We start from the raw sequence: 23,702 nt of genomic DNA, 5'->3' as shown, positions 1-23,702 counted from the left end.
TATTCACCCCTTTTTATATACCTGTCTTTTTACATATAAATAATTAAATATAAATATTAAGCTAATGATTGCTAATCCTAACCATAGCCCACTTTCACTTCCCCCAAGGCTTTTAATAAATCTATTATTAAAGGATGAGTTAAAAATATAAAAAATACTTTCATCACCTGTAATTTCGAATATTATTAATGGAATAAAAGAAGGGGCTAGCATTAAAATAAGTCCTAATATATTTACTAACTTTTCCCCTATACCTCTCTTTAAAAATCTAGTAATATTTTTTACTGTAAAAAATAACAGTGCCATTATTATAAAAACTGCTATTACTCCCCTTACTTCTATAATTAAGGAATTTTCAATCTTAACATTAAACATACCTATATAAGGAATTAATAATAATAAAAATGCATATCCAAAGCTTAAAAACCTACTTATTACCAACTCTTCTTTATTTATAGGTAGAAATGTACTCATTTTAGTTATTTGATACTCATACTTTTGCTTTGGCAAAACCCAGAATACTACAAAGGAAACACTAATAGATATTAAAGAAATAATATCTAAAGCCTCAACTAAAACATTGAAATTTTCTTCATATATTTTTGAAAATAATGAAAAATCATAAATATTATTCAAAGTATATTTAATAACTTTCATACTTACAATACTTAAAATTAAATAAAGTATTAGATATAAATTAATACTTGTTCGCCCCTTACCATCCATAGATAAATTCATAGTATATAACACTCTCTTAATTCTATCCTTCACTTTGCCCCCTCCAAATCAAATATTATTACTCACCTTATTAGGTAATCTTTTTATGAAATTTAGTCCTTATATACCTGTCTTTTTACATACCAATAGTTAAAGATAAAATAAATACTAAATAATACTGCCCCTACAATAATACCAACGCTCTTATCACCTAAGGCTTGAACAAAACTACTTCCATGAATTATATTTACTATATTATTAATTTCATCTTCATAATTAATTAAAGTAAATAATGCTGGAATTAAATAAATTAAAAGTAACAATATAAAACCAATTATTTTTACTCTTTTATATGCCTTCTCATTTCTAAAGAATCTAGTTATATTTATAAAAGTTAGATATATCAATATTAAAATCATAATTATACATAACATTCCTCTTATACCAATTCCATAAAAGTCATTTATATTAATAGCATATAAGCTAAAATATAATACAAAAATTGATATTGAAACCAATAATAAATTAATAACTCTTTCAAGAAATATTTCTCCTTTTTTAGCAGGAAGAATTTCAAATATTTTTGATAACTTATTATTGTTTTTTTGTGTAGGTAGAGAGCATTGTATAATTGATACAAGAACACCAGCAAATGGTGAATACACACGAAGTAAATTATTTAATATAAAACTATTATTTATAATGAATTGATGCTGAATATCATAAGCAATTGAATCAAACTGCATATCAAAAAATATCATTCCCAAAAGGCATACTATAAATAAACAAACAAAGGATACAATATTCTTATTTCCATCAGTTATAAAATCCATCATTAAGGCTATTCTCTTAAATCTTCTCTTCATTTCTTATTACCCCAAATATGAAACGATAATAAATTTTCTATATTAGGAACTATAGTTCTTAAATTCTTTAATTCTCCTACTAATTTTTCTCTTTTAATTAACCCTTCAAAGGAATCATCCCACTTTTTTATACCTATAAAGTCATCTTCATAGCCAATAATCTCAGATAAATCCCCCTTAACTACAGCAAAACTTTCTTGGATATTATCCATAGAATCAAATTCTAAAATTCTTCCTTCATGAATTAATACTATATAGTCTGCTACCTTATCTAAATCAGAGGTAATGTGAGTTGATAAAATAACAGATTTCTTCCCATCTCCTACAAACTCTCTAAGCATATCAAGGAATTCTAGCCTTGCTACTGGATCTAACCCTGATGTTGGCTCATCTAAAACTAAGATTTGTGGGTCATGTGCTAATGCTAAAGCTAACATAGCTTTTGTCTTCATGCCAGTAGATAAATCTCCACACCTTTTATTCATATCTATACCAAACTTCTTTATATACTCCATATAAAGCTTGTGATCCCATTTATCATAGAAAAATTCAAAAGTTTCTTCATGTTCTTCAATTGTTTTATTCTCTATAAGATAACTTTCTGCTGGTACATAACCTATATTATTCTTTACAAAAATCTCATCTTTAATATTATCTTTTCCTAGAACTCTTATTTCCCCTGAAGCCCTTTTATAACTGTTTAGAATAAGCTTTAATGTAGTAGTTTTTCCTGCACCATTTTGCCCTATAAATCCTAAAACTGTTCCTCTTGGAACACAAAATGATACATTTTTCAAAGAAAAGTCCTTAAACTTAATACTTAAATCCTTAATCTCTAATAAATTTTCCATAATTTTAATTCCCCCTCAAAATCTTATTAACCCTTTTAACTATCTCTTCTTTTGTACACTTACCATCTAATAATTTACCTACTATATCATCAAGTTCACAAAATAACTTTTCTTTATTTTCATTAATTAATTCTTCATTATCCTTAACTCTCACAAAGGTACCCACCCCTGAAACAGAATATGTTATTCCAGCCTTCTCTAATTCTAAATAAGCCCTTTTTATAGTAATAGTACTAACATTAAGTTCCTGAGACAGCTTCCTAACAGAAGGCAGTAAGTCATTTTCCTTTAGACTACCATCTATAATTAAATTCTTTATTCCCCTTACTACTTGTTCATACATAGGCAAATCACTTGTATAATCTAAAATTATTTTCACTCATACACCTCCTTAGGTGTGTATACTATATATTCACACTATACACTCTACAGTTATTTTTTGTCAACACTTCAATTATTTTTAATTTAAATTAATATAATATTGCTATAACAATTAAAAAAGAGAAATTGCAAAGCAATTTCTCCTTCTAATCTTTCTTATTCTTTTTACTTACTAATAGTTCCTCAAGGGTCATGTTACCACTTTCCTTCAAGGTCTTTATAAGTTCGTCTTCATAAATTATTCCTAAAAGTCTCATATCATCATCTAAAACAAAAAAAGAATTAAACTTATTCCTATCTACTAGGCTTAAAACCTTAATTAAATCTCTCTTGTAATAGACAGAAATACTTTTATTCTCTATATATCCATCACTAATTAACCTTCTACTCTTTCTTACTATACTTCCCATAATTATATAAATAGTTTTTTCATTCTCTAAGAAGGTTGTATATGTTAATAAAACTGATGCTAAAAGCAAACTAATATTGACCTTATGTATGTATATTGTTAATAAGAAACCTATCATAATAAATGCAGCTACCATAAAACTAGCTCTTACTAAAAGTTTCTTTGCTTTTTTATATAAGATTTTCTTACTTAAAAGTATCTCATATATTCTTACACCATCTAAAGGATACGCTGGCAACATGTTAAAGAATAGTAAGCCAAGATTTATCCATATGCTACTTTCAACATTTAATCCATATTCACTCTTTAAAAATAATAATACCATTGCTGAAACAAAGTTAAACAGGGGTCCAGAAACATATAAAATCAGTTTTCTATTTTCTGATAAATCATCGATATCATCTATCTCTGTTCCTGCCCCTGTTATATGAATTTTAAAACTATTTAATCTTAGTCCAAATTTATTTGCTACTAAGATATGAACTGCCTCATGCAGTATAACCCATATAAAACCCACCAACATTTGCTTATTTAAAGTACAAATTACTAATAAGAATATAAATTCTAATATTAGCATCTTTCTTTTTCTGTCCATTTAAAACTCCTAAGGATTGCTAACAACTAAACGCTCTTTAAGGATGAAAAATCCATCATTTCCACTGGATCTTTTTCAACCCCCATATAACTTATCTTATATACTATTCCTTTAGTTCCTTCAGAGTCTAACACCCCTGTTTTACCTATTGACTGTCCCTTTTCTACCTTATCTCCTTCCTTAACATCAACTGTAGAAATTAATCCATAGTATGTCTCTATACCATTTCCATGGTCAACTATTATATGTTTTTCATCTCCATCTTCCTTAATTTCTCTTATCTTTCCATCAAAGCTTGCAATAACATCCATTTCACTATCTGTCTGTATTATAATTCCTACATTTTCACCTGATAAATGAGATACTGTACCTACTACTGGTATTACATAGTTATCCTTTATATCTTCTTTAAGAGTTTTATCACCTGTTACAAAACTCTTAAAGTTATCTATATAGTCTAAAATGTTTTCTTTATAATCCTCTACCCCAGGTATATTCATGGCCATTATTGCTTCTTCAACATCAAAATTCTTATCTAAAGCTTCCCTAGTTACAATATACGCTTCTTTTGCACCTTCTATAGGAATTAACTTTATTCCCATAAAAATCACTAAAAGGATTAAGGCTCCAACAAGTTGAAAAATAAACTTTTTTACAAACCTATTTTCTGTTCTATTATTACCACTTTTTCCTCTTCCTAAATAATCATAAGAAGAGGCTGGTTTAGGTGTTTTACCAGGTACCTTATTCCTTAAGTTTTTATAGTATTTCTCGTATTGCGACTTGTACTCTCCCATCTCTTTCCTCCTAGTAGTTTTACTAATAAATTATATTTTCACTATATGGTTAATATTCCTATGTCATAATTTAACCAAACTTTTTAGGAAAAAGTTGAGTAACTTTTAATAACAAAAAAAAGAAATTGCTTAGGCAATTTCCCTTTTAAAAAAGTATCTTTTTCTTTCTCATAGAAATATTTAAAACCATTGCTACACCAATTACAGTAGTTAATAAAGAGCTACCACCATAACTTATTAAAGGCAATGTTATACCTGTTATAGGCAAAAGCCCTATAGTCATACCTATATTTTGTGTAACTGCAAACATAAAATAAGATATAACTCCAATACAAACTATAGATGCAAATCTATCTCCACAATTTCTTGAAATTACTATCATCTTTGTAATTAACACTCCATATAAAAGCAAAACAAATACACCTCCAATAAAGCCCCATTGCTCTGCTATGGCTGAAAATATAAAATCTGTTTGTATTTCTGGTACATTAGTTCCTGCATAACCTGGATCAATATCAGGATCAAAGGATTTATTAATTCCAGTTAATCCCCCTGCTCCAATCCCTATAACCCCTTGAGTATACTGATATGATAAATCATCTGCATATTCTTCTGGATTTAAGAAGGAATTTATTCTATCAGCTCTATATCCTCCAAGTAGTCCTGAGTACCAAACAAATACAATTCCTATAGCTAAAACTGATAAGCCTCCAATTATAACTCTTTTATCTAAACCTGCTATAAAAAACATTCCAAGCACTATAAAAAAACATACCATTGTCATTCCCATATCTCTTTGTAACAATATAAAGAATACTGGAATAGCTATATAAAATCCTAATCTAAGTAAATTTCTTATATCATTAATCTTATAATCCATCTCATTTAACAGCTTGGCTACCATCAATATAATTCCATACTTAGCTATTTCAGATGGTTGAAACAGGCAAATTTTTAAATCTATCCATCCTCTTGCTCCATTAACTTCAACCCCCACCTTAGGTATCCATACCATTAGTAATAATATTACTGATCCCCAGAAAATTATAGGAATATAATTATAAATAACTCTATAATCTACAGTTAATATTATGTAAAGAGCTACCATAGAAATTAAAAACCATATAATTTGTCTTTTAGCGAAATAAAACGGTCCGAGTATAGGAAAAACTTCTCCCTTAGTGCATAAATATATATTTAGTATCCCAAACATTATTAATAATAACATTGATATTAATATACCCTTGTCAATCTCTTTAACAAATCTACTGTCTAATTTATATCTTTGTATAATTCTATTAGTATTCAGCATTTTCTCATCTCCCTGATTTTACTAACTTAATTATATATTTAAAGAGATTTTATATCCACATTTTACCTAAACCGTAATAATTATTTAATTTATAGCAAAAAAAGAGAAATTGCTAAGCAATTTCTCTTTTAACTATCTTTTTGATAACTCATTTATTAAAATTTCTGCTGTTCCTATATTGGTTGCAACTGGTACCTTATGAACATCACAGATTCTAATTAATGCTGAAACATCTGGTTCATGTGGCTGAGCTGTTAAAGGATCTCTTAAAAAGATTACTAAATCTATGCCTCCTTCAGCTAAACTTCCACCTATTTGCTGGTCACCACCATATGGTCCTGATAAATATCTATGAACTTCTAATCCTGTAGCTTCATTAATTTTTAATCCTGTAGTTCCCGTTGCTACAAGTTCATGATTTTTTAAAATATCCTTATGCTTCTTTGCAAAGTGAATTATTTCTTCCTTTTTCTTATCATGAGCAATTAATGCCACTCTCATAATCTCATCCCCCTAAATTCTTAAAAATGTATCTTTTTCTTTCTCATACCTATATTTAGAACTAGTCCTACAGCCATTGTTGTTGTAAGCAAAGAACTTCCTCCATAACTTATAAGTGGTAATGTAATACCTGTTATAGGAATAAGTCCTATTGTCATACCTATATTTTGAGTTATGGCAAATAAGAAATAGGATACTAGTCCAATACAAACTAATGACGCAAATCTATCCTTTGCTTTTCTTGCTATGTTAATCATTTTAGTAATTAGTATTCCATACAGTAACAATAAAAGCATGGCTCCTAAAAATCCCCATTGTTCTCCTATAGCTGCAAATATAAAGTCTGTTTGAATTTCTGGAACATGAGTACCTGCATACCCTGGAGAAACCTCTGGATCTAAGGATGGTCTTGTTCCTACCACTCCTCCTGATCCAATACCAATTAAAGATTGATTTAACTGATATCCTTGAGCTGATGTATCTGTTTCTGGATTCATAAAAGCTGTTATTCTTGCCTTTTGGTGAGGTAATATTAATCCTGAATTCCATAAAACAACTACTCCAATAAGTAATGCAGAGAATCCACCTATTATTATACGTCTATCTAACCCAGCAATAAATAACATACCTAAAACTATAAAGAAACAAACCATTGTCATTCCCATATCTGGTTGAATAAGAATTAAGCTTACTGGTATCATACAGTAAATACCTATCTTAATTATATTTCTTAAGTTATTAACCTCATAGTCCATTTCCTCTAAGAGTTTGGCTACCATTAATATAATACCAAACTTGGCCAATTCTGCAGGCTGAAGATTAGATATTCCTATATTAATCCACCCTCTAGCTCCATTAACCTTAACCCCAATGCCCGGAATCCATACACATAATAGCAAAATAACTGAACCCCAATAAAAAATAGGTACATATCTATAGATAACAGAATAATCTACTGCCACTAAGAAATATAAAGCAACCATAGATATGATAAACCACATAAATTGTTTCTTTACAAAAAAGAATGGTGCTGCATCCCCCTTTGTACATAAGTATATGTTAAACATTCCATACAGCATAAGTGCTATAGCTGAAAATAGCAGTCCCTTATCTATCTCTCTAATAAGCTTAAAATCTAATTTATATCTACTTAAAATTCTATCTCTTCTCTCCAATGTTACACCTCCATACTTTCAGAGATTACACACATAATTATATATTATTATTGCCTTTTTCTCTATAGAATAAATATAATATGACAAAATATAAGAAAATATTAATTTTTTTCTACCAAAAATAAGAAGAACTTCGAGCAAAGCTCGAAATTCTTCTATCTTCCTCTTACAGCTTTAATAGGAATATTGGCTACTAAAGACGAAGGTGCATCTCCTTCAATACACTCACTCTTAGTAACAGAAATTTCTACGTCATCTGATTGGATTTCTATATATTTAGATAATACTTCTAATATTTCATCTCTCATTTTATCTAAGGTTTCTCCAGGAATATCTCCTCTATCATGAATAAGTATTAACCTTAGTCTATCTTTTGCAACCTCTTTGGGTTTAATTTTTGCTGAAAAGCCATCAAAAAGTCCCATATTCTCAGTCCCTCCTTTATTTACGTCCAAATAACTTCTTTAAAGATCCAAAGAACCCTGACGAATTTTCTTGTAAATCCATTATAGGAACATCTTCCCCTGTAATTCTCTTTGCTATATTTCTAAAGGCTTCACCTGCATAAGCTTTCTCCTCTAAAACAATTGGTTCCCCCTTGTTAGTTGACACAGTAATATTCTTGTCATCTGGAACAACCCCAACAAGCTTTACTGATAGAGTTTCAATTATATCTGAAACATCCAGCATATCTCCTCTTCTAGTCATTTCATAATTTAGTCTGTTTACTATTACTCCATGATCTTCTAATCCCTTTGCATCAAGCTTACCAATTACTCTATCAGCATCTCTTACTGAAGTAATTTCTGGATTTACTACAACTATTGCTCTATCGGCTCCAATTACAGCATTTTCAAAACCTTGCTCAATTCCTGCTGGTGAATCTATAAGAATATAATCAAAATCCTTCTTTAATTCATTAACTAACTTTAACATTTGTTGTGGACTTATATCATCCTTGTCCTTTGTTTGTGCTGTTGGAAGTAAAAATAGATTTTGGAATCTCTTATCTTTAATTAAAGCTTGTTTTAATCTACATCTTCCCTCTATAGCATCAACAATTGTATAAACTATTCTATTCTCTAATCCCATTAACACATCTAAATTTCTTAATCCTGTATCACCATCAACGACTACTACTTTATTTCCTAATGCAGCTAATGCTGTACCTAGGTTAGCTGTTGTTGTTGTTTTTCCAACTCCACCTTTTCCTGATGTTATTACTATCGATACTCCCATTTACGAATCCCTCCACACTTTAATATATATACTTATTAGTTAAATACGGTTCAACAATTATGGCATCATCTTTTACTTTTGCCACTTCTGGATATTTAGGCTTTTCAAAATCATCTGGAGAAATTGTTATTATATCTCCTATTTTTAAGATTTCAGGTTGAAGTGCAAAAGCTGCTATAATAGCTTTTCTATTTCCTCCAACTCCTGCATACACATTTCCTTTTATGCTACCAAGAACAATTATATTACCCCCTGCATATACTTCAGCCCCACTATTTACATCACCAACAATTACAATGTTTCCTTGAAAGTCAACACATTGTCCACCTCTTACAGTCTTTCTAATGAACTTAGTTCTTCCTTCGTAAACTCCATTGAATATTTTTGATTCCGATTCTTTATCCTTTACATCCTTATCTTCAAACACTATATCTTTTATACCAATCTCTTCAAACAAAACAACCTTTAAACTTTCTACATCTTTTTCTGTTAAAGAGGAAAGCTTTGTTGTTATGCATAAAGTTGATCCTTTATAGAATTTCTTTCCTTTTGAAAGCTTTTCTATTAATGCATCTAACATCTCTTCAAAGTTGCCAAACTTATCTATATTTATTATTGCATTTAATCCTTCTTTATTTCCTTTTATAATTATTCTATCATTTCCCATTGGCTACCCTCCACCAATTACTAGCACTTATATAATTCAACAAAAAATATTACATTCCTTCTTATTATAAGAAATCTATTTTATTATATCATTAAATATTATGATTTTGTAGACATTATCATAAAATTGCTGAAACTGGTAATATTTAATTACAAAAAAAGGAGAAATCACAACTCGATTTCTCCTTTTAATATTTTTACTTTCTAGGAAAGTATAAAGTTTTAATTACTTGCCTTATTGTCCGCTGGAGCTCCTATTACATATTTTTGATAACTTTCAGAAGTATATCCTTCTGGTAATCTATCTTTAAAATATGCCTCATAAACAGCACGAGCTACTGACGCAGTATAATAACCATGTCCTCCATCATAAATAACACCAACAAATGCTATTTCAGGATCATTTAATGGCGCAAAGCTGACATAAGTTGCATAGGGTGCTCTTCCTACATCAGATTGATTTTCCCTAAAATCAGCTGTACCTGTTTTACCACCTGTTTCTATTGGGAATCCTCTAAATGCTGCAGCAGCTGTTCCTCCATCTTCGTTATTCGCTCTTCTCATACCATCTCTAATTGCATCAATAGTAGATTGTTTCATATCTATCTTTTCTACTACCTCTGATGGAAACTCTTGAACAACTTTACCTTCAGGTGTTGTTATTTTATCAACAAAATGAAGTTTATATCTTGTTCCACCATTAGCTAAAGTGGCAATATATCCAGCAAGCTCCATAGGTGTAAAGTTATTCATACCTTGACCTATAGATGAATTTACTTCTTGAGCTGGAGATTTTATAACAGTACCTCTATCATTTATTATAAATCTAGCAATAATTTCTGCTATAGTATTTGCTTGAGCTGATTCATTATAAGCTTTACCTTTTGCTTTATATTCCTCTACATTTTTCTTATATAGCTCTGAATTATTCATTATAGTTTTTATATCACTTACTAAAGTTTTTGCAAGTTCTTCATTGCTAGTTATTTCTTCATCAGTACCTAACTTCCAAAATGCAGCTTCTACTTTATCTTTTAAACTCTTTTTAGCATTATAAACTTTTTCGCTATCTTCATCTCTATATGAATAATCAAAAGGAATAAAAGTATACATATTCTCATATGAACCACTTTCTAAAGCAGCTGCCAAATCAAACTTAGCATAATAGATTGCACTTTCTTTATATGCATCAAAACTATAAACTTGCCCAACTCTTTCTTCTATTTCTATACCAGTTCCTCTCTCAGTTTGACTATTAACATCATATCCAAGACCAAACTTCCATGCATATTTTGCAATGGTATCCATAGCATTAACACCACCACCTGCTTTTTGGTATAATCTATAAGCAATTTCATAGAAATAGTAGTTACATGAAACTTCTAGTGCTTTACCTACATCTACAGCTCCATGAGTTTGATGCTTAGTAGTATATATTAAACACTCTGGTTGGAAATTTCCATATACATCTGAATGCTCAGTAAACTTTCCTTTATCATAGATAATTGTATCTGGATTTACAACACCTTCTTCTAAACCAGCAACTGCAGTTAAAGGCTTAAAAATAGATCCTGGTGGTAATAAACCTTGTGTAGCATAGTTAAAGAAAGATCTAGGATATAAATCATATATATCTCTTCTTCCTTTACCATCACCATAGTCTGGAAACAAATCATCTACTGTAACATCCTTTAAGTTTTTAGTTTTTATTAGTTCTTTTCCAAACTCCTCAAGATCTGGATTGAAATATTTTTTATACTCCTCAGTAGTAAGCTGTCCTGGTATAGCAAATAAATTAGGATCAAAATCTGGATATGATACAGATGCTAGTATTCTTCCAGTTTTCACCTCAACTGCTACTACAGCTCCTCTATTAGCTGTATTAAACTCACCATTATTCTTCGCTTTTATCTCTTCCATCTTATCTTTTAAGGCTTGCTCTGCAGCATATTGAACATCTTTATCAATTGTTAAATGCACATTATTTCCTGGGTAAGATTCTAACTTAAATAACTCTTCAGTTACTCTACCTGTAGAGTTTACTTTTACTGTAGTCCCACCTTTTACACCTTTTAATTGTTCTTCAAAGGCTGCTTCTATTCCAGAAATACCAATAAGATCTGAAGATGCATCGTACCCTCTTAGCTCATAATTTTCTTTTTGAGATGTATCTATAGAAGATAAATATCCTAATACTGATGATGCAGTAGTTTTATATGGGTAATATCTAATTGGTTCTTGAACAACATCAATACCTGGTAAGTCATTAAGTCTTTGCATAATATTGAAATATATATCTTTTTCTATATTGCTTGCAATTGTTACAGACTTATAGCCACTATAACTTCTCATTTTTAATGCATCTTTTATTACAATATAATCTCTTTGTTGTGTAAGAGTATATTTTTCTGATACAACTTTTGCAATTTCTTCTCCAGACATGTTTTTAATCATCTGTTGCTCTTCTTTTGTAGGGTTTGGATATATTAAACTAATCAATCCGTAATCCTTAACAAGTTTATAATAGATTTGTTGAGGTGTAATTTTAAGTAACTCCTCATCTATTTTAGCTTTTTGTTCATCACTAAGCTCATCAACATCAGGATATAATTTTTTCTGTACTTCCGCATCAAAATTTCTATCCTTCTTAAATCTTAAATCCTCTATTCTAATTAAATCATCATCACTATTTTTATATTCTAGATACCACTGATTTTTATCATCCAACTTTAATATAAGAGTATCTTCAAAGGTCTTCCCATTATCTTTAAGAATCTTAAACACTTCATCCATAGTAGTAAAGAATTGTTTATTGGATAAATCTGTAGATGTATAGCTTATTGAATAAGTTTGCTTATTTGTAGCTAAAATATTGCCATCTTGGTCGTATATAATTCCTCTTGGTGCCTTTTCTGATACAAATTTTGTTGATGTTGTATCAGCTTTTTCCTTATAATCATCATGTTTATATACTTGAATATAAAGGAGTTTTACTGTCATCACTGTAAATATAATTCCCATAATTATTAGTAAGACAGAATATCTTGATAATTGTTTTTTCTTATTCGGCTTATTAACTATCATTTAAACCTCCACTTTGTTTTTTCCTCATCATTATATAAAAACTTATAAAATAAAGGATAAGCAAAAAACATAATTATAGAATTGTAAAGTCCAGCAAAAATACCTCTTAACACATCTACTTTAATTCTTAATAAATACATTATAATAAAGATTCCAAACACTCTTAATGAAGTAGCTACAAACATAGTTCCTACAGGAATAAGCTTCTTATTTCTCCATATCCCTTCACCAACTACCCCTGCAAAAAGACAACATAACATATTGACTAGCGCATTAATTCCAAATCCATTAAAAAAGAATATATCTTGTAATAATCCACTTACTACTCCTATAAATACTGCTTCATTTTTCCCATTAATTATAGAATAGGCTATTGCAAAGATAAACAAGAGACTTGGATATATGCCTTTTATAGCTATAAAGGGTGACAATGAATTATCTAATATCAATAATAATATTGATATTAATACTATTATAAATCTCTTCATATCTCACACCTCTTAGTCATACTTTATTTCTCTTTTATCTTTTGGAGCCACTATAAATAATTCCTCTATCTTATTAAAGTCAACATAAGGTTTTACTATAGCACTCTTCATTACTTTAACCCTATCTTCCTCAACAGAAACTACTTCACCAATTTTAATTTCTTTTGGATAATATCCTCCTAATCCCGAAGTAACTATAATATCCCCTTCTTTTACTTCTGAATCCATAGGAAGATTAAGAACTTTAGCTAAATTATTATTAAAATAATCTTTATATCCTTGTAGTATTCCTGTGTTTTCTCTAGTGCTATCCACCATAACAGCAACCTTTACATTTTCATTTACTATACATTGCACTATAGCCCAATTATTCCCTACCGAGGAAACTTGTCCCACAAGTCCATCCGCTGAAATTACTACCATCCCTTTTTCTATTCCATCGTCTTTTCCTCTATCGACAATATATCCATTTAGTATACTATCGCCACTAATTCCTATTATGTTCGTACCTATGTAATCATAATTATTCTTTTCATCTTTAAAATTTAAGACCTTTTGAAGTCTTTCATTTTCTTCTTTTAATTTAGAATACTCATCTATTTCGGCCTTAAGCTTATCATTTTCTTTCTTTAATTCTTTATTTTCATCTCTAACATCTGAAAAATTCAAAAAGAAATCAACAAAATCTTTTACACCTCTATTAAAACCATATGCAACTTTTTGAACTGGATTTAAAGTGCTGCCTGCTCCACTTTCTAATCCTTTATTCTCTCTACTAACAGTAAAAGTAATTAACCCTAAAAATGCAACTGACAGCACTATAATAGTTACTGTCAGTTTGTTCTTAAGAAGCTTCATATATTATGCTCTATCTTTCTTCTCTACTTATTTTGTCGAAATCCTCTAGAGCTTTTCCTGCCCCTAGAACTACGCAGTCAAGAGGTGATTCCGCTATATGAACAGGCATATTTGTTTCTTTTCCAATTAACACATCTAATCCCTTTAATAAAGCTCCTCCACCTGCAAGCATTATTCCTTTTTCCATAATATCAGCTGCAAGTTCTGGTGGAGTCTTTTCTAATGTTGTCTTAATAGACTCAATTATTGCATATACAGGTTCCTTAAGAGCTTCTCTTATTTGAGACTCTGAAACTTCAATAATCTTTGGAAGACCTGTTATTAAATCTCTTCCCTTAATTTCAATTATTCTATCTTCATCTTCTACTTTATAAGCAGATCCAATTTCCATCTTTACTTGCTCTGCAGTTCTTTCACCTATCATAAGGTTATACTCTTTCTTAATATAAGCTATAACTGCTTGATCTAATTCGTCTCCAGCAACTCTTAGTGACTTGCTAGTTACAATACCCCCAAGTGATATAATAGCCACTTCAGTGGTTCCTCCACCAATATCTACTATCATACTTCCTGTTGGTTCACTTACTGGAAGTCCTGCTCCTATAGCTGCTGCCATTGGCTCTTCCATTAAGATAACATCTCTTGCTCCTGCAAGCTTTGTTGCTTCTTCAATAGCTCTCTTCTCTACTTCTGTTACTCCTGATGGATAACATACTATAATTCTAGGTGCTTTAAAACCGCTCTTACTAGCAGCCTTTTCAATTAATGATTTAATCATAGTGTGAGCAACATCAAAGTCAGCTATAACTCCATCCTTTAAAGGTCTTATTGCTACTATGTTTCCTGGTGTTCTACCAATCATAAGTTTAGCTTCAGCACCTACTGCTAAAGGTTTCTTTGTTAAATTATTTATAGCAACAACTGAAGGCTCTCTTAAAACTACTCCCTTTCCTTTTACAAAAACAAGAGTATTCGCAGTACCTAAATCTATTCCCATGTCTTTACTTGTTCCAAAAAATCCCATTGTATTTTTCCCCTTTCAGCTATATAATTCCTTTTTCTTTTAAACTTGTATATTCATTATTTCCAATAATAATATGATCTAATAGCTCTATTCCTATTATTTTACCACATTCTTTTATTCTTGCAGTTATGTTAATATCTTCCTTGCTAGGAGTAGAATCTCCAGAAGGATGATTATGACATATTATAATTGAAGCTCCACCACATCTTATAGCTTCTGAATAAATTTCTCTTGGATGTACTATTGATGTGTTTAAACTTCCTTTAAATACATCCTTTACTCTTATAATTTTATTCTTAGTATTTAATACTACTAATTTTAAAACTTCCTGATTTAAACAACTCATTTCATTCATAAGTAATCTAGATATATCCTTGGGATTTGATATTCCAATTTCAATTCTATTACTCTTCAGAGTATTAAATCTTTTAAAAAGTTCAGCTACTGCTAAAATCTGCGATGCCTTAACTTTTTTTATTCCTGTTATTGAAGTTATTTCATCGTATGATGCATTCATAATACCGTCTAAGCCTTGTAATTCACATAATATTCGTTGACTTAAAGAAAGAACATTTTCTCCTTTAATACCACATCTTAATATTATTGCTAATAACTCTGAATTATTTAAACTTTCTGCCCCTAAAGAAAGTAATTTCTCTAAAGGTCTCTCACTTAATGGTAAATCTAAAATCTTAAGATTATTGTCCATTTACATACTCCTCTTAAATTAGATTCCCCACCCCTTATATTATTTTATCCATCATACTTTTAAGCTTATTTAAAGGAAGCCCTACAACATTATAGTAACACCCTTTAATTTCTTCTACAAAAATGCCACCCTTACCTTGAATCCCATATGCTCCTGCTTTATCCAATGGTTCTTTGCTCTCTATGTATTTAATTATCTCTTCATCCTTAAGCTTTGAAAATCTTACTTCAGTACATAAGGAATCTTTCATAATTTCCCCTGTCTTTGTATTTATTAATACAATTCCAGAATAAACATTATGTGTTCTTCCGCTTAAATCTTTAAGCATACTAAAAGCCTCTGTCCCATCTTTAGGCTTACCTAAAATTTTATTATCTAAAGTTACGATTGTATCTGCTGCTATTATAATTACGTCTTCATGTATACTTTTTTGTACATCTATAGCTTTACCTAAAGCTATATTTTCTACATACTCTTTTACATTTCCTTTAAAAACAACCGTATTTTCATCAAAATTACTTACAACAACTTTAAATTCTTCAACTAATCTAGATAATAATTCTTGTCTTCTTTCAGAAGCTGAAGCTAATACTATCTTCAATTTTCTCACTCCTAAAGTATACTATCAAATAGTATTGCCATTTTTATCATTTTATAGACATATTTTTTTGTATTTTTTATAAAAGCTTAGGTGTAGCAAATGGTTGTAAGCATTACTACACCTAATATAGTTTATCATTATATATACTTATAAACAAGTATGTTCATTTAATTCTAATGCATTTTAATTTATTCTTAAGATTTTACTATACTCGATATTTTATGAGCAATTTGTATAAGAAATCCTTAGATGCTTTAACATCCTTTTGAGTATATTCATCAGGTAACTCTTTAATAACTTTCACCAAATCTTGAACTTCTTCACTAGGACTTTTAATATTTGCTGCTGTTTCTTCTGTCCACTTTTTAAAATCAACCGTTTTTACTGATTTCACGTCACTTTCTTCAAACTTATTTATTATCTGCAAGTATCCCTCTATTATTTGTGCCTCTATCTTTTTTTCTGAAGAGTCCTTTGGTATAGAACACTTAATAGTAAAGTTATTAATTGATGCTTTAGTTAACTCTTCTGTTTTTTTTGCACATTCTTCATCACTATATATACCAGCCATAACTTTGAACTTACCTTCCTCCTGAATTACAAATCCAGTCATAGAAGAAGGTAACGTTGTTAAGGCGCTATTGGCGTTTTCCTCTTTAGAAAACAATCCACATTGGATTACTTTAAATACGCCACTATTCTCATCTGTATTAATACTTTCTTCTTTCTGACTTTTATTAGGTACTTTCAGTGAATTACTTATTTCCCCATCACTAAAAAACATCTTGAAGATAGTAATTCCTATAGCTACTGCTAAAATAATAATTAATAGAATCCATAAAAAGAAACCTCCTCCACTTTTCTTCTTATAGTCGTATCTTGTGTATCTCATATTCTCCCCCCTTACTTCTTTAATATTATGTATATTAATTAAAAAGGAGAAATATTCGTAATTTAAGCACAAAAAAGGTGGAGTTGATATTTATTTTTCTTGTTCCGTCGCTGCGCTCAAAGTTACATCAAAACAAATATCAACTCCACTCCCACTAAAGGTATGGAAAATATAAAATTATTATCCTTGATTTTATATTTTCCTAGACAAAAAAAATCTCTACTTAAATAAATTTAAGTAGAGACCTTATATATTCATACACTAAAAACTAAAATTAAAATACTCTTCTTGCTCCTGCATATCTTGTTCTGTAGTACCCCTCACTAAGAGAGCTTATTTTTACCATACCACTTGATGCAGCATGTATAAAATCACCACCACCAATGTATAAACCAACATGACCTAAGTATCCTACTGTATTAAAGAATACTAAGTCTCCAGGCGCTAAATTATCTCTTGACACTGCACTTCCTGCACTAAATTGTGATTTAGCTGTACGTGGTAAACTCACCCCAAAATGTCTATATACATAACTTGTAAAACCAGAACAATCGAATGCATTTGGTCCATTTGCACCATATACATATGGTCTTCCTAGGAAATTACAAGCATAATTTGCTACTTGGCTTGATGACTTGTTCACTCCTCTGTTTATAGAAGAATTAGTATTTTTCTTACCTGTTGTGTTTGATGATCTTGAAGATTGTACGGTATTTGGTTCTTCAACCTTTTTAGGTGACACAATTACTTTATTAACCTTAAGTTCACTTGTCTTAAGTACTACACCCTGTTTTGTCTTTGCACTTGTATCTGCACTTATACTTTCTGCACCTACCATTGCAACTGCTGCACATACAACTGTAATAGCTACAGCCTTAGTAAGTATCTTTCTTTTTGAAATCATAGATACTCCCCTTCCTTTAAGAAAGTTTCACTTCCCACAATAGTTTTAGTAAACATTTTCACACACATTTATAGGACGTTCTTCTTGCCCTGCTTTTTTAATTATAGTAATTTATTCCAAAATAGTCAAGCTATTTTATTTACATATTATTATCTTTGCATAATAACAAGATTTCTTCCACTTTCTTCTTCATCCTGAAAAAAGTCTTTAGCTATCCTTTCTACTTTGAATCCTTTACTATCCCAAAAAGAAATGCCCTCTAAATTGTTTTGTACAACTCCAACTTTTATAGTATCTATTGTATATTGTCTTATAAAATATTCTATGACTCCTGACACAATTTCAGAACCATGGCCTTCATTCCTTAATTCTTTTTTTATTATAAAAAGCCATATAAATAATTCTTTCTTATTTTCTAACTCTAATCTTCCTTTAAACACTCCAACAAGCTCATTATTTTTGTGTATCTCTAAAAAGAATTCATTTTCTGTTACATAATATTCTAAAAATCTTCTATAAAACATTTGACTATCTAATGAATAGCAAGTATGATCTTCACTATTATTTATTTTTATCCAATTATTTAATTCTTCTAGTCCATCTTCTTCTACACTGGACACTACATAGTCCTTAAATTCAAATCCAATATATACCAACTAACTCTCCTCCCATTAAATCACTTAAATATAATAATTCTACAGAGAGTTTATATTCCCTTCCTTTAATTAATGAATAGTTATCCATAGTTTTTTAGACAAAAAAGGTGGGGTTGATATTTATTTTGCTTCTTCCATAGCAAGCTCCAAGTCACAGCAATGTAACAATATATTTGATTTATATCTAATTTAAATTTTATATTTTTCTAGACAGAAAAAAGAGACCATCAATAGATAGTCCCTTAATATTTTCTATTTATTAGCTGTATAAAAGCATCTCTTTGGAGATATGATCTTTTCTTCCGCCTTAAGAGCCTTAATTGCCTTATCTACATCTTTCTTATCTAACCCAGATATTTCTGCAATTTGTCCTCCCTTTAAAGGTTCAGCTGAATTATTTAAGACTTCTAACACTTTTTCTTTAACGTCCATCTTCTATTCCTCCTAAAATTTTATTAATATATTAACATTATACCCATATCATGTTAATTAATCAATACTGATTCTTTGTTAATATCAATAATCACTATAATACTTTATTAATAAAAAAGAAAGAAACTGCTATAAAGCAGTTCCTCCGTTATATTACTTAATAGCCTTTAATACTTCTAATAAGTATTCCCATACCTTCTTAGTAGAAGAAATAGATAAATGTTCTTCTGGAGTATGAGCTCCTCTTATATTAGGTCCAAAGCTTATCATATCTAAATCCCCAAGGATTTCTTCAAATAATCCACATTCAACTCCGGCATGTAAAGCATAAACTACAGGTTCCTCACCATACATCTTCTTATATACATCTTTGCAAATCTCTCTTATTTTAGAATCCGCTTTATATTCCCAACCTGGATATCCATCATTAGCAGAATATTTAGCTCCAGCTAATTCAGTAATTGTCTTAACCTTCTCTTCTATATTAGCTCTTAAAGATGGTACTGAACTTCTAACAGCGCTATCAAAAATAACTTCTGAGTCAGTAGTTGTAAGTATACCTATATTGGTTGAACTTTCAACTAAGCCATCTATATTACGGCTCATTGTATTCACTCCATTAGGATAAACAAATAATAAGTTCACAGCCTTTTCAGTAGTTTCCTTATTAAACGCCTTCTTGCTTTCTACCGAAACTTCCTTAACAGTTAAAGAAACTCCTGGATCTTGTGCTTCTAATTCCTTTTTAAATACCTTATCCCATGTTTCAACTATTCTTACTAGCTTTTCTTCATCTGCTGACTTTATAGCTAGGATTCCATCTGCTTCTCTTGGTATAGCATTATTCTTAGAACCACCATTAATAGATACTATTTTGTAATCTATCTTTTCTAATAAGTCTTTTAATACTCTACCCATAAGTTTGTTAGAGTTACCTCTCCATTCATGAATATCAGCACCTGAATGACCACCCTTTAATCCTCTTACTGATATTTCAAATATCTTTTCATCATTTAAAACTTCCCAAGTAATATCTAAAGAAGATTTAGTTCTTATTCCACCAGCACAACTTACTAGTAAATACCCTTCTTCTTCACTATCAATATTAAGAAGTATCTTTCCTTGTATGTCATCTTTATTTATGTTCATAGCACCAGTCATGCCTGTTTCTTCATCTGTAGTTAAAAGAACTTCTATAGCTGGATGTTCTATTGAATTATCTGCAAGAACTGCCATAGCATAAGCTACTGCAATACCATTATCTGCCCCTAAAGTAGTTCCATCTGCATATATTTCATCCCCCTTAACAACTAGCTTTATAGGGTCCTTAGTAAAATCATGTTCTGTATCCTTATTCTTTTCACACACCATATCCATATGACCTTGGATTATAACTGTAGGTGCATTTTCATATCCCTTAGTTGCAGGTTTTTTAATTATTACATTTAAAGCCTTATCTTGAATTGTTTCTAATCCAAGATTCTTACCAAAGTTAACTAAGTAATCACTTATAGCTTTTTCATTACCTGATCCCCTTGGGATATTAGATATCTCTTCAAAATATTTAAATACTTCATAAGGTTGTAAATTTTGTAAAACTTCCATTATTTTGACTCCTTTTCAGATATAATATGTTAAAATTATACTATAAACATCTACAGTATATCATAAAATTATTTTCTTATTTTAATTATGTGCAAAATAAATAAACATTACTTACTTTTTTAATGTTTGCACATAATAATTTTGACAAAAAACATTATTTTTAGGAGGAATCTCAAATGCAAAAAACTAAAATGATTTTTACTATCGGACCTGCTAGCGACAATGAAGAAACTTTAAGAAAATTTATTACAATTGGTATGAGTGCTGCAAGACTAAACTTTTCTCATGGTACTCATGAAACCCATAAGGATAAAATTGATCTTATAAAAAAATTAAGAGAGGAAATGAACTCTTCAACTGCAATAATTCTTGATATTAAAGGTCCTAAAATTAGAACTCATAATTTTGTAAATGATGGTATCGAATTAAAAAATGGTCAAGAGTTCTCATTTGTATGTGGAGAAGAACTTCTAGGAGATGATAAGCGCTGTTCTATCTCTTATGAAACTTTATATAAAGATGTTAAGGTTGGAGGTAGCATCTTAGTAGATGATGGACTATTAAAGTTTGAAATAATAGATGTAATTGGAAAAGAAATTAAGTGTAAAGTTTTAGTAGGAGGTATGATTAAAAATCATAAGGGGGTAAATGTCCCTAATGTAAAAATACAACTTCCTTCTATTACAGAAAAAGATATAGATGATATTATATTTGGATGTAAGATGGGGGTAGATTTCATCGCTGCATCATTTATTAGAAAAGCAAGTGATATATTAGAAGTTAGAAAAGTTCTTAAAGAAAATAATGGTGAAAATATTAAAATTATTGCTAAAATTGAAAGCCAAGAAGGGGTAGATAATATAGATTCAATAATTGAAGTAACTGATGGTGTTATGGTTGCTAGAGGCGATATGGGCGTAGAGATTCCTATAGAAAGAGTTCCAATAATTCAAAAGAACATAATAAAGAAGTGTAATACTGCAGGTAAGATAGTTATTACAGCTACTCAAATGTTAGATTCCATGATAAGAAACTCTCTTCCAACAAGAGCAGAAGCATCTGATATATGTAATGCAATATTTGATGGTACTGATGCAATAATGCTTTCTGGAGAAAGTGCTTCTGGTAACTTCCCGGTTGAGGCTGCTGAAACAATGTCTAGGATAGCTATTGAAGCTGAAGAAAACCTAGAGTATGACCATTTACTTAATAGAAATATTGATCCTACAACATCTTCTTATGCAGATGCTATAAGCTACTCAGCTTGTAGAACATCCTTTGTACTAAATGCTAAAACAATAGTGGCTGCTACCAAAAGTGGTTCTACCGCTAGACTTTTATCAAAATATAGACCACAATGCCCTATAATTGCAATTACTCCTTTTGAAGAAGTAAGAAGGAGCCTTTCATTAAACTTTGGAGTAATGCCTCTTAAGTGCGAAATGTTTAATACCACAGATGAAATTCTTACTGAAGCTAAAACTAAGGCAGTTGAGGTTGACTTTGCAAATCCTGGAGATGATATTATTGTTGCTGCTGGAATGCCAACAACCCAAACTGGTGGAACAAATATGTTAAAAATAGAAAAGCTATAAAGATTATATTACTATCAAATTTCAGTTTTTTCTTACATTGAAATTTTTATAAATGCTATAACATATATATTTAACGTACAGTTTGCTAAGTTGAACCTAAGTTCTGCTTACTAAGTTGTACGTTTTTTTATTTAAAAATTAATAATTGTAGTTGCGGATTTATGCATAACACATGTAAAAGAATATGAAAATTATATCTCTAATCTTGATAGAAAAAAATTAAATATAAGCTATAGATAACATCTTCCTATAGCTTATATTTATATATTTGTATATTTATATATTTAATTATTTATTAGATACCTTATCCATTCTTTTAACCTTTATTAATTTAATAATATTAGCTCCTATAACAGTTAAGCATACCAAAGAGGCTATAATAATTATTATTGGTATATTACCAAAAGTATATATCTCTATCTTTCTAAAGAAAAAAGTTGATGCCACCATAGCTAATAATACAATAAAAATAATTATAAAAGACATTATAGCTTCCTTCTTATTTTCATTTTTCCAAGGATGAATACATATATATTTTACTACACCAATAGAAAATATAAGAGCAATTATAAGAGATATAATTGGCGCTAATGATATTGTATATTTCATATTTAAAATATTAGATAAAGTTAATGGTTTAACAGTAGGTATGCTTGAAAGAATATCTAATGCTATAAAGAACACTAGCATATATATGGAAATCCCTCCAAAGTCATAGAAATATGATTTTAGAGAATACCACTTGTCATTTCCCCTATACGCATCTATTATATTATCGCAAAACCCCTTATAATCTCCAACTAATACCTCTAGATCCTCTCCCCTATACTGAGCCCCTAATAAAATATCATTTACATCATTAATTGCTTCTTCTGCATCAACACTATTTAATTTACCTCTTAAATAACATACTATATTTGTAACCAAATCCTGATATCTCTTGTCTATCTTCAGCATATTGCTATAGTTTACTTTTATTTGTTTGTCTAACTTATTCATCAATCCTACTTCCCTTCATAATACTTAAATATTCCATCAACAAACCCCTTAAACTCACCCCAGATTCTTGTAAACTCTTCAAGTTCTTGTTCTCCTTCTTCAGTCAATGAATAATATTTCCTCTGAGGCCCAAGTGGAGATTCCTTCTTTTGTGAAGCTAAACTTTTTCTTTTTTCTAATCTTGTCAACAATGGATAAACCGTTCCTTCTGTACATTGACCAAAGCCAAAAGTCCTTAATTCTGTTACAACTTCATATCCATAAGTTTCCTTTTTATGCCTTACAATTTTCAATATACAACCTTCTAAAACTCCCTTTAATAATTGCGATTTATCTTGCATAACAA

Annotated in this window: 26 protein-coding genes; 1 reads left to right on the top strand and 25 read right to left on the bottom strand. The window is 29.9% G+C overall.

What is annotated here, in order from left to right:
* Positions 1-3: 3 nt before the first annotated feature.
* From KIB46_RS06345 to KIB46_RS06235, 23 genes are all read right to left on the bottom strand, one after another.
* Positions 4-771, bottom strand: a complete 768-nt coding sequence (locus tag KIB46_RS06345) for a hypothetical protein (RefSeq protein ID WP_291671207.1) — start codon at positions 769-771, stop codon at positions 4-6.
* A 59-nt stretch (positions 772-830) separates the two neighbouring features.
* The gene (locus tag KIB46_RS06340) at positions 831-1,583 is read right to left on the bottom strand and encodes a hypothetical protein (protein WP_291671206.1); all 753 of its coding nucleotides are present in this window, start codon (positions 1,581-1,583) and stop codon (positions 831-833) included.
* Positions 1,580-2,434 (bottom strand): ABC transporter ATP-binding protein, encoded by an 855-nt coding sequence (locus KIB46_RS06335; RefSeq protein WP_291671205.1) that lies wholly within the window; start codon positions 2,432-2,434, stop codon positions 1,580-1,582. Before KIB46_RS06335 ends, KIB46_RS06340 begins: the two co-directional genes overlap by 4 nt.
* 4 nt (positions 2,435-2,438) lie before the next feature.
* A complete protein-coding gene (locus KIB46_RS06330) occupies positions 2,439-2,813 on the bottom strand; it encodes a GntR family transcriptional regulator (protein ID WP_291671204.1) in 375 nt (124 codons plus the stop codon).
* Between the two features lie 148 nt (positions 2,814-2,961).
* Positions 2,962-3,819, bottom strand: a complete 858-nt coding sequence (locus tag KIB46_RS06325) for a site-2 protease family protein (RefSeq protein WP_291671203.1) — start codon at positions 3,817-3,819, stop codon at positions 2,962-2,964.
* 26 nt (positions 3,820-3,845) lie between these two features.
* The gene (locus tag KIB46_RS06320) at positions 3,846-4,616 is read right to left on the bottom strand and encodes a M23 family metallopeptidase (protein WP_156561256.1); all 771 of its coding nucleotides are present in this window, start codon (positions 4,614-4,616) and stop codon (positions 3,846-3,848) included.
* A gap of 145 nt (positions 4,617-4,761) precedes the next feature.
* Entirely contained in the window at positions 4,762-5,910 is a 1,149-nt protein-coding gene (locus KIB46_RS06315) for an FtsW/RodA/SpoVE family cell cycle protein (protein ID WP_291671220.1), read from the bottom strand.
* Positions 5,911-6,060: 150 nt separating this feature from the next.
* A complete protein-coding gene (gene mgsA / locus KIB46_RS06310) occupies positions 6,061-6,429 on the bottom strand; it encodes a methylglyoxal synthase (protein WP_291671202.1) in 369 nt (122 codons plus the stop codon).
* Between the two features lie 20 nt (positions 6,430-6,449).
* A complete protein-coding gene (gene rodA, locus KIB46_RS06305; RefSeq protein ID WP_156561300.1) occupies positions 6,450-7,586 on the bottom strand; it encodes a rod shape-determining protein RodA in 1,137 nt (378 codons plus the stop codon).
* Between the two features lie 173 nt (positions 7,587-7,759).
* Entirely contained in the window at positions 7,760-8,029 is a 270-nt protein-coding gene (gene minE / locus KIB46_RS06300; RefSeq protein WP_027096921.1) for a cell division topological specificity factor MinE, read from the bottom strand.
* 16 nt (positions 8,030-8,045) lie between these two features.
* Positions 8,046-8,843, bottom strand: a complete 798-nt coding sequence (gene minD / locus KIB46_RS06295; protein WP_156561258.1) for a septum site-determining protein MinD — start codon at positions 8,841-8,843, stop codon at positions 8,046-8,048.
* Positions 8,844-8,862: 19 nt separating this feature from the next.
* The gene (gene minC / locus KIB46_RS06290; RefSeq protein ID WP_049178018.1) at positions 8,863-9,510 is read right to left on the bottom strand and encodes a septum site-determining protein MinC; all 648 of its coding nucleotides are present in this window, start codon (positions 9,508-9,510) and stop codon (positions 8,863-8,865) included.
* 221 nt (positions 9,511-9,731) lie between these two features.
* A complete protein-coding gene (locus tag KIB46_RS06285; protein WP_291671201.1) occupies positions 9,732-12,593 on the bottom strand; it encodes a penicillin-binding transpeptidase domain-containing protein in 2,862 nt (953 codons plus the stop codon).
* Positions 12,590-13,081 (bottom strand): rod shape-determining protein MreD, encoded by a 492-nt coding sequence (mreD, locus tag KIB46_RS06280; protein WP_156561260.1) that lies wholly within the window; start codon positions 13,079-13,081, stop codon positions 12,590-12,592. The genes KIB46_RS06285 and mreD overlap by 4 nt, the downstream gene beginning before the upstream one ends.
* 12 nt (positions 13,082-13,093) lie before the next feature.
* Positions 13,094-13,939, bottom strand: coding sequence for a rod shape-determining protein MreC (gene mreC / locus KIB46_RS06275; protein WP_156561261.1), 846 nt, complete (start codon positions 13,937-13,939; stop codon positions 13,094-13,096).
* Positions 13,940-13,949: 10 nt separating this feature from the next.
* Positions 13,950-14,963 (bottom strand): rod shape-determining protein, encoded by a 1,014-nt coding sequence (locus KIB46_RS06270; RefSeq protein WP_027096927.1) that lies wholly within the window; start codon positions 14,961-14,963, stop codon positions 13,950-13,952.
* Between the two features lie 19 nt (positions 14,964-14,982).
* Positions 14,983-15,672 carry a DNA repair protein RadC gene (gene radC / locus KIB46_RS06265; RefSeq protein ID WP_156561262.1) on the bottom strand — a complete coding sequence of 230 codons (690 nt, stop codon included), beginning with the start codon at positions 15,670-15,672 and terminating at the stop codon, positions 14,983-14,985.
* A gap of 34 nt (positions 15,673-15,706) precedes the next feature.
* Positions 15,707-16,273, bottom strand: coding sequence for a Maf-like protein (locus KIB46_RS06260; protein WP_156561263.1), 567 nt, complete (start codon positions 16,271-16,273; stop codon positions 15,707-15,709).
* A 205-nt stretch (positions 16,274-16,478) separates the two neighbouring features.
* Positions 16,479-17,165: a hypothetical protein gene (locus KIB46_RS06255; RefSeq protein WP_291671200.1), complete on the bottom strand. Its 687-nt coding sequence runs from the start codon at positions 17,163-17,165 to the stop codon at positions 16,479-16,481.
* 274 nt (positions 17,166-17,439) lie between these two features.
* Positions 17,440-18,069, bottom strand: coding sequence for a C40 family peptidase (locus KIB46_RS06250; protein ID WP_156561265.1), 630 nt, complete (start codon positions 18,067-18,069; stop codon positions 17,440-17,442).
* Between the two features lie 149 nt (positions 18,070-18,218).
* Positions 18,219-18,725 (bottom strand): GNAT family N-acetyltransferase, encoded by a 507-nt coding sequence (locus KIB46_RS06245; protein WP_291671199.1) that lies wholly within the window; start codon positions 18,723-18,725, stop codon positions 18,219-18,221.
* A 252-nt stretch (positions 18,726-18,977) separates the two neighbouring features.
* On the bottom strand, positions 18,978-19,157 hold the full coding sequence (locus KIB46_RS06240; RefSeq protein ID WP_156561267.1) for a MarR family transcriptional regulator: 180 nt from the start codon (positions 19,155-19,157) through the stop codon (positions 18,978-18,980).
* 153 nt (positions 19,158-19,310) lie between these two features.
* Positions 19,311-20,762: an aminoacyl-histidine dipeptidase gene (locus KIB46_RS06235; protein ID WP_291671198.1), complete on the bottom strand. Its 1,452-nt coding sequence runs from the start codon at positions 20,760-20,762 to the stop codon at positions 19,311-19,313.
* 176 nt (positions 20,763-20,938) lie between these two features.
* Between KIB46_RS06235 and pyk the strand changes: the two genes are divergently transcribed.
* Entirely contained in the window at positions 20,939-22,357 is a 1,419-nt protein-coding gene (pyk, locus tag KIB46_RS06230) for a pyruvate kinase (protein ID WP_156561269.1), read from the top strand.
* A 288-nt stretch (positions 22,358-22,645) separates the two neighbouring features.
* Here the strand turns inward: pyk and KIB46_RS06225 are convergent, their stop codons facing one another.
* Both KIB46_RS06225 and KIB46_RS06220 read right to left on the bottom strand, forming a co-directional pair.
* Entirely contained in the window at positions 22,646-23,356 is a 711-nt protein-coding gene (locus tag KIB46_RS06225) for a hypothetical protein (RefSeq protein WP_291671197.1), read from the bottom strand.
* Between the two features lie 5 nt (positions 23,357-23,361).
* A complete protein-coding gene (locus KIB46_RS06220) occupies positions 23,362-23,697 on the bottom strand; it encodes a PadR family transcriptional regulator (RefSeq protein WP_291671196.1) in 336 nt (111 codons plus the stop codon).
* Positions 23,698-23,702: the final 5 nt, after the last annotated feature.

The organism is Clostridium sp. (genome assembly GCF_018372875.1).
In the GTDB taxonomy this organism is placed as follows: domain Bacteria; phylum Bacillota; class Clostridia; order Clostridiales; family Clostridiaceae; genus Clostridium.
Note: the sequence above shows the minus strand (reverse complement) of the source record. Positions and strands in the feature narration are given on the sequence as shown.

What these genes read in the sequence shown, in the direction of transcription:
- KIB46_RS06225 (WP_291671197.1), bottom strand. Translation starts at nt 23,356, where the DNA reads ATGAATAAGTTAGACAAACAAATAAAAGTAAACTATAGCAATATGCTG.
- minE (WP_027096921.1), bottom strand. Translation starts at nt 8,029, where the DNA reads ATGGGACTTTTTGATGGCTTTTCAGCAAAAATTAAACCCAAAGAGGTT.
- KIB46_RS06340 (WP_291671206.1), bottom strand. Translation starts at nt 1,583, where the DNA reads ATGAAGAGAAGATTTAAGAGAATAGCCTTAATGATGGATTTTATAACT.
- mreC (WP_156561261.1), bottom strand. Translation starts at nt 13,939, where the DNA reads ATGAAGCTTCTTAAGAACAAACTGACAGTAACTATTATAGTGCTGTCA.
- radC (WP_156561262.1), bottom strand. Translation starts at nt 15,672, where the DNA reads ATGGACAATAATCTTAAGATTTTAGATTTACCATTAAGTGAGAGACCT.
- pyk (WP_156561269.1), top strand. Translation starts at nt 20,939, where the DNA reads ATGCAAAAAACTAAAATGATTTTTACTATCGGACCTGCTAGCGACAAT.
- minD (WP_156561258.1), bottom strand. Translation starts at nt 8,843, where the DNA reads ATGGGAGTATCGATAGTAATAACATCAGGAAAAGGTGGAGTTGGAAAA.
- KIB46_RS06325 (WP_291671203.1), bottom strand. Translation starts at nt 3,819, where the DNA reads ATGGACAGAAAAAGAAAGATGCTAATATTAGAATTTATATTCTTATTA.
- mgsA (WP_291671202.1), bottom strand. Translation starts at nt 6,429, where the DNA reads ATGAGAGTGGCATTAATTGCTCATGATAAGAAAAAGGAAGAAATAATT.
- KIB46_RS06220 (WP_291671196.1), bottom strand. Translation starts at nt 23,697, where the DNA reads ATGCAAGATAAATCGCAATTATTAAAGGGAGTTTTAGAAGGTTGTATA.
- KIB46_RS06255 (WP_291671200.1), bottom strand. Translation starts at nt 17,165, where the DNA reads ATGAGATACACAAGATACGACTATAAGAAGAAAAGTGGAGGAGGTTTC.
- KIB46_RS06235 (WP_291671198.1), bottom strand. Translation starts at nt 20,762, where the DNA reads ATGGAAGTTTTACAAAATTTACAACCTTATGAAGTATTTAAATATTTT.
- minC (WP_049178018.1), bottom strand. Translation starts at nt 9,510, where the DNA reads ATGGGAAATGATAGAATAATTATAAAAGGAAATAAAGAAGGATTAAAT.
- KIB46_RS06285 (WP_291671201.1), bottom strand. Translation starts at nt 12,593, where the DNA reads ATGATAGTTAATAAGCCGAATAAGAAAAAACAATTATCAAGATATTCT.
- KIB46_RS06335 (WP_291671205.1), bottom strand. Translation starts at nt 2,434, where the DNA reads ATGGAAAATTTATTAGAGATTAAGGATTTAAGTATTAAGTTTAAGGAC.
- KIB46_RS06250 (WP_156561265.1), bottom strand. Translation starts at nt 18,069, where the DNA reads ATGATTTCAAAAAGAAAGATACTTACTAAGGCTGTAGCTATTACAGTT.
- KIB46_RS06320 (WP_156561256.1), bottom strand. Translation starts at nt 4,616, where the DNA reads ATGGGAGAGTACAAGTCGCAATACGAGAAATACTATAAAAACTTAAGG.
- KIB46_RS06240 (WP_156561267.1), bottom strand. Translation starts at nt 19,157, where the DNA reads ATGGACGTTAAAGAAAAAGTGTTAGAAGTCTTAAATAATTCAGCTGAA.
- mreD (WP_156561260.1), bottom strand. Translation starts at nt 13,081, where the DNA reads ATGAAGAGATTTATAATAGTATTAATATCAATATTATTATTGATATTA.
- KIB46_RS06270 (WP_027096927.1), bottom strand. Translation starts at nt 14,963, where the DNA reads ATGGGATTTTTTGGAACAAGTAAAGACATGGGAATAGATTTAGGTACT.